Here is a 9,177-nt window from a genome sequence, read left to right as displayed (position 1 = left end):
CTGATAAATAGCTCACTCACATCACAAAATTATTTCTGAGATATTTGCATATATAAGTAGCGTCGGGCTGGTTCAACAACCAGATAAGGCGCAGGCTGCGCTACGCCTATCCTTATTTATTATCGAGGCCAAGTTGATCCCAAATGTCATCAACTTTTTGTTTTACGGCTTCATCCATCACAATGGGGGTGCCCCATTCACGAGTGGTTTCGCCTTCCCATTTATTGGTCGCATCCAAACCCATTTTCGAACCAAGACCAGCAACTGGCGAAGCAAAATCTAAATAATCAATAGGTGTATTATCAATCATGGTGGTATCACGTGTTGGATCCATACGGGTCGTAATGGCCCAAATGACATCATTCCAATCACGACAATTTACATCTTCATCAACGATGATGATGAACTTGGTATACATAAACTGGCGTAAAAAAGACCAAGCGCCCATCATTATGCGCTTGGCATGTCCGGGATACTGTTTACGGATTGATATTACTGCCATGCGGTATGAACAACCTTCTGGTGGTAAATAAAAATCGATAATTTCTGTATACTGCTTTCGCAGAATAGGCACAAACACTTCGTTAAGTGCCACACCTAACATCGCTGGTTCATCCGGTGGACGGCCGGTGTAAGTGCTGTGATAAATGGCATCTTTTCGATGGGTAATATGCGTGACCGTAAATACTGGGAACGATTCTGTTTCGTTATAATAACCAGTGTGATCACCATATGGGCCTTCTTCAGCGGTTTCTTCAGGGTCAATGTAACCTTCAAGAATGATCTCGCTGGTGGCTGGGACTTCTAAGTCACAGCTAATGGCACTGCAAACTTCGGTGCGCTTTTGGCGTAATAAGCCTGCAAAGGCGTACTCGCTCATGGAGTCGGGCACTGGCGTTACTGCGCCTAAAATGGTTGCAGGATCACTACCAAAAGCGACAACTACAGGGTATTTGTCACCAGGGTGCTTTTCTTTGAAATCTTTAAAGTCCAATGCGCCACCACGGTGATCGAGCCAACGCATAATAAGCTTATTCTTGCCAAGCAATTGCTGTCGATAAATCCCGAGGTTCTGACGTTTCTGTCTCGGGCCTTTAGTAATGGTCAAGCCCCACGTCATGAGTGGCGCTACATCACCCGGCCAGCAGTGCTGAATCGGCAGCTGAGTTAAATCGACGTCGTCTCCCTTGATCACGACTTCCTGACAAGGTGCTGATCTGACCGTTTTGGTCGGCATTTTTAGTGCCTGTGAAAACTTCGGGATTTTACTCATGGCGTCTTTAAAGCCTGCTGGTGGCTCAGGTTCTTTAAGGAAAGCCAACAATTCACCGACTTCACGAAGTTCAAGCGGATCTTGCTTACCGAGCGCCATCGCAACTCGTTTAGGCGTGCCAAACAGGTTCGCCAATACCGGCATAGTATGTCCGGTTGGGTTTTCGAATAGCAAAGCAGGGCCTTGTGCTCGAAGTACTCGGTCGGCGATTTCAGTCATTTCAAGATTAGGATCAACTTCGTGACTGATACGTTTGAGTTCGCCATTAGCCTCTAAGTGATCGATAAAACTTCTTAAATCCTTAAAACTCATAAGTTCCTAGATGAAAGATAATTAATATGGCCGAACTATAGCATTTTTGAGAATTATGCGTCATATCAAATTATTTTGAAGATGATTAATTCTGGTTGTTTTTCTGTACAAAATGTAAACTTCGATATAAAACTAATAAACAGACTTTTTTATTAATATGTTCGTTGATAGCCGTTGGAGTTGTTTATGAAACTATCAATATGTTCGCTAACCACAGTTTGTTCAATCTTGTGTTTAATGTCTAATATGTCACAAGCAGAAAGTAATCTAAATATTTCCAGTTCAATGCGAAACTCCACAAATTGGCTTAATCAGCCTCATGTTATAGCTGTAGACGCTGAACCAAACTTAAGAATACAAAAGATCAGCTTGTGGGATGAGTTTAAAAAACAAGCTGAAAGTCTGCCGCAACCAGATCCACTTGACCCAGTACCACACGGTAAACACGCTTGGAGTAAGTCATGGAAGTACAGAAAGCATCATGAGCATCAAGTGAAAGTAAGTGCAGGCGTTGACAAAGGTGCATTACTTGGAACCATTGCAGGTGTGGCAGAAAAAGAGGCCGAAAAGTCACTGGAAAAATCTAATGAGCCTAAACCTCAGAGTCCAGATTCAAGTTCGACTGGTTCTGGTGCACCTCAGAAAAGTAGCAACTCAGGTCAAGGGCTAAAGAACTTGTCAGATAATGCCAAGACTGTAATTAAAAACGGTAAAACCTATTATCAATCTCAAGGAAAGCTTTATCACTATGATTGGTCAAAGCATTTGTATGTGCCAGTAAATGTAAAGACCCATGAAAAGTAAATTAAAGCTTTGTCAGTTGTGTTGAATGAAAAATAACCGCTATATATACTGAACTAAGACCAAATGACGTGAGTTGAGGAGGAGTTATATGCATCGAGTTATGTCATTATCTCTAATTAGACGGTTTGGTGTTTTAGTATTGCTGAGTGCATCTTGGCCATTGCTGGCTAATAATGTACTGGTGCAACAGCAAGTCACTCAATTTCCAGAACCTCACGGCCCCAGTTTTACCCGGCAACACTTCTTACTTACCGGGTTTCATCATCGACACCATGTCGATCGTTGGCATGATCGCTATTGGTGGCGAACTCATCGTCGAGACTATTGGCATCGTCGCCACTGGGCCCACAGACATTGGAACGATCCTTATTGGCGTCATCACTGGCCTTGGTGGTATCGCCATCATTATTGGAATGATTTTGTAGGTGCTGCGGTTACAGTGCCATTAGCTTATGAAGCTGGTAAATGGCTTTTTCATGAGTCTTCACCTCAGTCACAATCTGAACCAGTTATCGTGCAGCAACAGAGTATTACTACTGGCATGAACTACTCAACTGGGATTTCAAGTTTGCCGGCCAATGCGAGGACGGTATTAAAAGGTGGTAAGACTTATTACCAATGGCAAGATAAAACCTATAAGTATGACTGGGATCAACATGCTTATGTCGTGGTGCCAAACTTTAAAGCTGACGATGTAGCGAAGTAACATCGTCAGTATTCAAACTCGGACTATTTAGCTTTAAATGTAACGCTAAATGCTCCAAGCTCACCATACTTAAAGGTGACAGGCTGATCAAAAGGCACGTTAACAATGCCTGCGTATGAGCCTGTAATCACTTTGTCACCTGCTTTTATGGCGATGCCTCGTTCTCTTAATTCGTTCACTAACCAATAAACAGCAACTCTTGGGTGGTTATTTGGGTGAGTTACCGCTCTATTCAAATGAACTTCCTTTTCAGAAGCAATATTAAGCTCGAATTCAGCCATATCTTCAAAAGGTATTGTTTTTGGAATTTCTGGGCCAATATAGACACCTTGATTTAACAGACCATCAGCTAGGGCTTCAAAATAAGTAACTTTATCTGGCTCATGATAACGACTTTGCATCAGCTCTAGGGCAAAGTGAGTTGAGCCTATTGCATTTTCAATTTCTTGATCAGTATAAGGTTGATCACGAACGGGTAAATCACTATTGAACACACTGGCTATTTCGGGCTCAACCAGAGCCATATTCTCTTTGGAAGTAAATAGAACACAGTTTTTTGTTTGAGTTTGCATACCATTTTCGAATAATGGCGCTAACATGGTGACGGTCGTTGTCGGTAATACACACTTCCAGCCATTAACTCTGGTCGCAGCTAGGTCACAATAGCTGTCTGATACTTGCTGTTGAAGGGAGAAAGCTTGTTCAAAATTAGTTGGTCGTTGAGATATTGGCAACTCATCGCCAGGTGTGCCTTGAAGACGACGGCTTGCAAGCTCTTGTGGTAGATTCATAAAAACGCTCCTTAACAGTGTTAAAGAGCGTTTTAAGAGAAATAAGCGATAATAGCAAGTGCTTTATTAGTCACAGTGTGAGTAATCTACATCTACTGCGTCAAAGGCACGTTCAACATCTTGGACACTGTATCCATTGTCTCCTGCAGCTTGTATGACACCACGTGCACCGCAATCAAAAGTGGTATCTTTATGCCAGTAAAGCTTGTTCGCATCGACGAATACCGTAAAGGCTTTTCGAGTTGTCCAATTATCGCTTGTAGCAAGCTCGTAAAAAGCCTTGTCGTATATACCTGCACCAGCATGTTCGTCGACTTCAGCCTTATTATCGATGGCGTCCTGGATCATCTGACGATATTGAGGTTCTGTATCGACAGTATGTCCATCCGCTGATGGATTTTTTAAGCTTCTGATTGAGTTACTGCCAATTACAGAGGGATCTTTGACGATAGCCTCACCTGTCTCGAAGTTATTTTTTCCATAGGCGAAGTATTTAGCCGCTTCTCCAGCCATGTCAGAGAAGGCTTCATTGATCGAGCAAGCTTCACAGGCAACACCTGGCTTATCAGAGTGGCCGCCTTGCAGGCCTGAATTGTATTGAGTAAAGCCGTGGCTGACCTCATGAGCTGTTACGTCTAAGGTGACAAATGGGTAAAAAGCATCGACCTTTTTCTTGCCAACGACAATACCTCCGATGATTCTGGAAACGTATTCTGGACCGCCGTCACCAAAATTCATCTCTTGTGAATCCCAGAAGGCATTATTAAAATTTTGCCCATAATGAACCCGCATGAGGAGTTGTTCATCTACTTTTCTACCAAACATGTCTCGGTGCTGTAACGGTGATTGGTCAAACCAGTCCTCGTACATGTTATAGATAATCGTGCCGAAAGCGTGGGCATCATTAGTTACCCCATAAGCGCCATTAATCTCTTGTTCTTGGTATGCAGTACTTTGAGAACAATCATAAGATATAGGTTGATTGTTGTATTGCGCAGTAGGATCGACGAAACGTCCTTTGGCATCTTTACCGAACGCTTTGTTGTGTACAGAAACGGTTCGAACTTGAGGGGTGTCAAAAACACATTCTTTACCATTTGCTGAGCTTTGTACCGTTAAGTCAAGCTTGGGGTGGTCTTTGCTGTCACCGTAGTAATATTCGCCAGTGTTTGGATTACCACCTGCGCCTGTTCCAATCAACAGGTGTTCTATGCTATTCCATTTTTTAAGTACTTTTCCAGAGTGAGCATCAACGAGTGTTGTCGGACGTGATACTTTGTTTCCATGTTGCAAAATGAAAGAAGTTTTATAAGCTAAGTGTGGCTGGTTTCCTACCATGAAGACCCATAACTTAGCGCTTCTTTTAGATAAAGAGTTAATGTTACTCACACTTTTAGATTCATCATGATTGGCTGCTGAAACTTTGAAAGCCTGCTCTTCAGATATCGAAGGCGTAGAGGAAACATTATCTTGTTGGAGTCCATTCACCGCAGAACCGATAACCGGCTGGTCTATGACATTTTTAAAATTACTTTTTTCTGAAACGATGGTGGAGTTGTAAACGGGCACTCCATCATAATACTGTTGTAATCGGTATTTTGTTGTGCCATTTTTGAATTTCACTTCAGACACAATTCGGTAAGTTGTTTTCGCATCAAGTGTGACTTGAGGTTGGCTGTTGCCCAACCCTGCAGCACCTGGCATTGTTCTACTGCGTCCAAGCAGAGGGTGTGACTTAGTTTGTTGGGTTAAGTTAACAATGTTTGCAGCAGAGGCTCCTGTTGAGACACATAAGGTAACCGCGACAGCGATCAGAGATTTTCTATATTTCACACTCATACTTCACACCCTTCGATTATAACAATTAATTTTTAATACTTTTTTATGAAATTTTATTTAAAGGGGTAACGGCTGAATAGGGGCTGAATAAGAGGTTGATTTATAATGAAGATGGATCAATAGAAAGAGATAATTATCGGTCCGTAATAGTGCCTTGAGCTGTATTATGCGATGGTAAAATTAAATATTAAGGACGGTATTTTACAACCATTGGAATGATGGCTTCACGCGAACCTTTCTCGTTTGTTAAACGTTCCAGATAACTTTGCCACAATGATTGGTGATGACTGACCAAATGATGTAAGACTTCCCAAGAATAAATACCAGTATCATGGCCATCATCAAAAACCAGTTTTACCCCATAGTGACCCACGGCTTCAATATTGCTGATATTCACTTGTTTTTTATTGGTGACTAACACGGGAGTGCCGTGACCTTGAACTTCAGCAGAAGGCGAGTGAACTCGTAAAAATTCGCAGCTTACTTCACCTGAAGTGCCATCACTGAATGCGATTACCAGTAAGCGGCTTTTTTGTTTGAGTTTCAGTTGGGTAACTTTTGGGGCTGGCATAGGGATTCTCAAATTATCCGTTATGTAGTTGCAGCTACATAACGGATCAGGTTTTAATTAAAGCACAAAGCGGCTTAGATCTTCATTTTGAACTAAGTTATCTAAATGTCCCTTAACATAGGCTTCGTCAATCACTAATGTTTCGCCTGATTTATCAGAAGCAGCATATGACATTTCTTCCATCAAACGCTCCATCACTGTGTGTAGACGGCGAGCACCAATGTTTTCAGTGCGCTCATTGACTTGCCAAGCGGCATTAGCAATAGCCTCAATACCACTGTCTGCAAATTCAATCGTTACGCCTTCAGTCGACATCAATGCAACGTATTGCTCTGTAAGCGATGCATTTGGCTCAGTTAAAATACGTTTAAAGTCATCAGATGATAGGGCATCTAACTCAACACGAATGGGTAAGCGACCTTGCAGCTCTGGAATAAGATCCGATGGCTTAGCCATTTGGAATGCACCAGAAGCAATAAATAGGATGTGATCAGTTTTTACCATGCCATGTTTTGTATTTACCGTGCAGCCTTCTACAAGTGGCAGTAAATCACGTTGAACACCTTCACGAGAAACATCTGGACCTGATGTGTCACCACGTTTACAAATCTTATCGATTTCATCCAAGAATACGATACCGTGTTGCTCAACAAGCTCGATAGCTGATTCTTTTAAGTCATCTTGGTTGACTAATTTAGCGGCTTCTTCTTCTGTAAGTTGCTTCATCGCATCTTTGATTTTTAGCTTCTTACGTTTTGAAGGTGTTTGTCCCATGTTTTGGAATAAACCTTGAAGTTGATTAGTCATTTCCTCCATGCCTGGAGGAGAAATGATCTCAACACCCACTTGTGGTGCAGCTATATCAATTTCGATTTCTTTATCATCGAGTTGGCCTTCACGCAGTTTTTTGCGGAAAACCTGGCGAGTTGAAGAGTCTTTATTGCTGTCTTGATCCCAGTCGTCTTTCACTGGAGGCAGTAAGGCATCAAGCACGCGCTCTTCTGCCGCTTCTTCTGCACGATGACGAACCTGTGTCATTTGTTGTTCACGAGTCAGCTTAATGGCTGAATCGGTTAAATCACGAATGATTTGCTCAACTTCTTTACCTACATAGCCGACTTCGGTAAATTTTGTCGCTTCAACTTTGATAAATGGTGCATTGGCTAATTTTGCTAATCGGCGGGCGATTTCCGTTTTACCCACACCCGTAGGGCCGATCATTAGAATATTTTTTGGGGTGATTTCTTGACGCAAATCACTATCAAGTTGCATACGGCGCCAGCGGTTACGTAAGGCAATCGCCACGGAGCGTTTTGCTTTTTGCTGACCAATAATGTGTGCATCAAGTTCGTGAACGATTTCACGTGGGGTCATTTGAGACATAATCTGCTACCGCTCCGATTAATAAGTTAATTCTTCAACTGTCTTATGCTGGTTAGTGAAGACACAAATATCACCAGCAATTGTTAGTGCTTTTTCGGCAATTTCTTTAGCACTAAGTTCCGTATTTTCAATTAAGGCCAATGCCGCTGCTTGGGCAAAGTTACCGCCTGAACCAATGGCGACAAGATCATGCTCTGGCTGCACTACATCACCATTACCAGTGATAATTAGTGAGCTTTCTTCATTGGCAACAACCAGCATGGCTTCAAGCTTGCGCAGCATACGATCTGTTCGCCAATCTTTAGCAAGCTCAACGGCTGAGCGTAATAAGTGTCCTTGATGCATTTCTAATTTAGCTTCGAAACGTTCAAATAGGGTGAATGCATCGGCTGTGCCGCCAGCAAAACCGGCCAATACTTTTTCATTGTATAAACGGCGAACTTTTTTGGCATTACCTTTCATCACAGTATTGCCTAATGAAACTTGGCCATCGCCAGCAATCACGACTTGATTGTTACGACGAACAGATACGATTGTAGTCACAAGGAATTCCTCTTTATTATTCTGCCTTACACAATTGCAGAAATGCTTAATATCTAAATGAGGATAAAAAATTTTTTTTCAAGGGGAGCACGAACACTTAGATAAGTGTTACGTTAATTTTGTGTGGAGCTCTAATCGGTAAAATTATTGTAGAGTATATCCTGATGCAAATTTAATGACTTGGCCTGTGGTGTATAAATAACGAAATTGGCGTGCATTGTAGCCAATCTCTTTGGATTCAGATACAAAGGTGTAATAGCAGATATTAGCATTATTCGTTACTGCTACATCCACATTTTGAGGCAGATTCTTAATGCCTTGGCCATCACCAATCGATACTGCAGCAATGAGATCGGTGTCTAACACCGAATTAAAAATGTCTAAACAATCTTGTGGCGTGGAAACCTGAGTGCCATCGTCGATTCCTGATGGATAGCCTTGTTGGTTAAAATCAATATTGTCAGATAGGTTTAATGCATCATTACCTACTGGAGAGCCACGTGTAAGCCAGAGTAAACGATGAGATTCCATTGCTGATTTAAATGCGCTAAAAGTGGCGTTAAACACTGAAAGGTGAGCATCACGAGAAAAGTTGATAAAGCGCGGTGCAGCAACAACACTCAAAATACCTAAAATCACAATAACAGTAACCAATTCAATTAACGTAAAGCCTTGTTGGCGTTTTACGTGAATGCGTGACTCGCAGTTAAAGTTCTTCATAATGCTTATTCTTATTATTTTATGGATACAAAATTAGATAAAACTGAGTGCGAGTATAATCATTAACCAATAGCGTTGCTACCGCTAGAAAATGTTTATACCCATGATACCTGGTAGTGGTCTAATTTAGTGATAGGCATGAATATCAATTCCAAATTCTACTCGATTAATTAACAAACCGATTACCGTGTCATGCATACTTTCTAATTTTGAAAAACAAATTGTTCTTCGTGCC

9 protein-coding genes and 1 pseudogene are annotated in these 9,177 nt (G+C 41.8%); 2 read left to right on the top strand and 8 right to left on the bottom strand.

Features of this window, described 5'->3' with window-relative positions:
* Window positions 1-112: 112 nt before the first annotated feature.
* Window positions 113-1,585 carry a 4-hydroxy-3-polyprenylbenzoate decarboxylase gene (gene ubiD / locus JQC92_RS19425; RefSeq protein ID WP_205001200.1) on the bottom strand — a complete coding sequence of 491 codons (1,473 nt, stop codon included), beginning with the start codon at window positions 1,583-1,585 and terminating at the stop codon, window positions 113-115.
* A gap of 186 nt (window positions 1,586-1,771) precedes the next feature.
* Between ubiD and JQC92_RS19420 the strand changes: the two genes are divergently transcribed.
* Window positions 1,772-2,389 carry a hypothetical protein gene (locus JQC92_RS19420; RefSeq protein ID WP_205001199.1) on the top strand — a complete coding sequence of 206 codons (618 nt, stop codon included), beginning with the start codon at window positions 1,772-1,774 and terminating at the stop codon, window positions 2,387-2,389.
* Window positions 2,390-2,477: 88 nt separating this feature from the next.
* The gene (locus tag JQC92_RS19415) at window positions 2,478-3,095 is read left to right on the top strand and encodes a hypothetical protein (RefSeq protein WP_205001198.1); all 618 of its coding nucleotides are present in this window, start codon (window positions 2,478-2,480) and stop codon (window positions 3,093-3,095) included.
* A gap of 23 nt (window positions 3,096-3,118) precedes the next feature.
* Here the strand turns inward: JQC92_RS19415 and JQC92_RS19410 are convergent, their stop codons facing one another.
* The 7 genes and pseudogenes from JQC92_RS19410 to JQC92_RS23315 all read right to left on the bottom strand — a co-directional run.
* Window positions 3,119-3,886: a hydratase gene (locus JQC92_RS19410; RefSeq protein ID WP_205001197.1), complete on the bottom strand. Its 768-nt coding sequence runs from the start codon at window positions 3,884-3,886 to the stop codon at window positions 3,119-3,121.
* Window positions 3,887-3,952: 66 nt separating this feature from the next.
* The gene (locus tag JQC92_RS19405) at window positions 3,953-5,725 is read right to left on the bottom strand and encodes a M4 family metallopeptidase (protein WP_205001196.1); all 1,773 of its coding nucleotides are present in this window, start codon (window positions 5,723-5,725) and stop codon (window positions 3,953-3,955) included.
* Window positions 5,726-5,912: 187 nt separating this feature from the next.
* The gene (locus JQC92_RS19400) at window positions 5,913-6,296 is read right to left on the bottom strand and encodes a gamma-butyrobetaine hydroxylase family protein (RefSeq protein ID WP_205001195.1); all 384 of its coding nucleotides are present in this window, start codon (window positions 6,294-6,296) and stop codon (window positions 5,913-5,915) included.
* A 57-nt stretch (window positions 6,297-6,353) separates the two neighbouring features.
* Window positions 6,354-7,679 carry an HslU--HslV peptidase ATPase subunit gene (hslU, locus tag JQC92_RS19395; RefSeq protein ID WP_205001194.1) on the bottom strand — a complete coding sequence of 442 codons (1,326 nt, stop codon included), beginning with the start codon at window positions 7,677-7,679 and terminating at the stop codon, window positions 6,354-6,356.
* A gap of 18 nt (window positions 7,680-7,697) precedes the next feature.
* Window positions 7,698-8,222 (bottom strand): ATP-dependent protease subunit HslV, encoded by a 525-nt coding sequence (hslV, locus tag JQC92_RS19390; protein ID WP_205001193.1) that lies wholly within the window; start codon window positions 8,220-8,222, stop codon window positions 7,698-7,700.
* Between the two features lie 144 nt (window positions 8,223-8,366).
* Entirely contained in the window at window positions 8,367-8,942 is a 576-nt protein-coding gene (locus JQC92_RS19385) for a type II secretion system protein (protein ID WP_205001192.1), read from the bottom strand.
* A 126-nt stretch (window positions 8,943-9,068) separates the two neighbouring features.
* A pseudogene (locus JQC92_RS23315) lies at window positions 9,069-9,177 on the bottom strand (IS1 family transposase); the annotation flags it as partial.

The sequence above is a fragment of the Parashewanella hymeniacidonis genome, from assembly GCF_016900895.1.
Lineage (GTDB): Bacteria > Pseudomonadota > Gammaproteobacteria > Enterobacterales > Shewanellaceae > Parashewanella > Parashewanella hymeniacidonis.
Note: the sequence above shows the minus strand (reverse complement) of the source record. Positions and strands in the feature narration are given on the sequence as shown.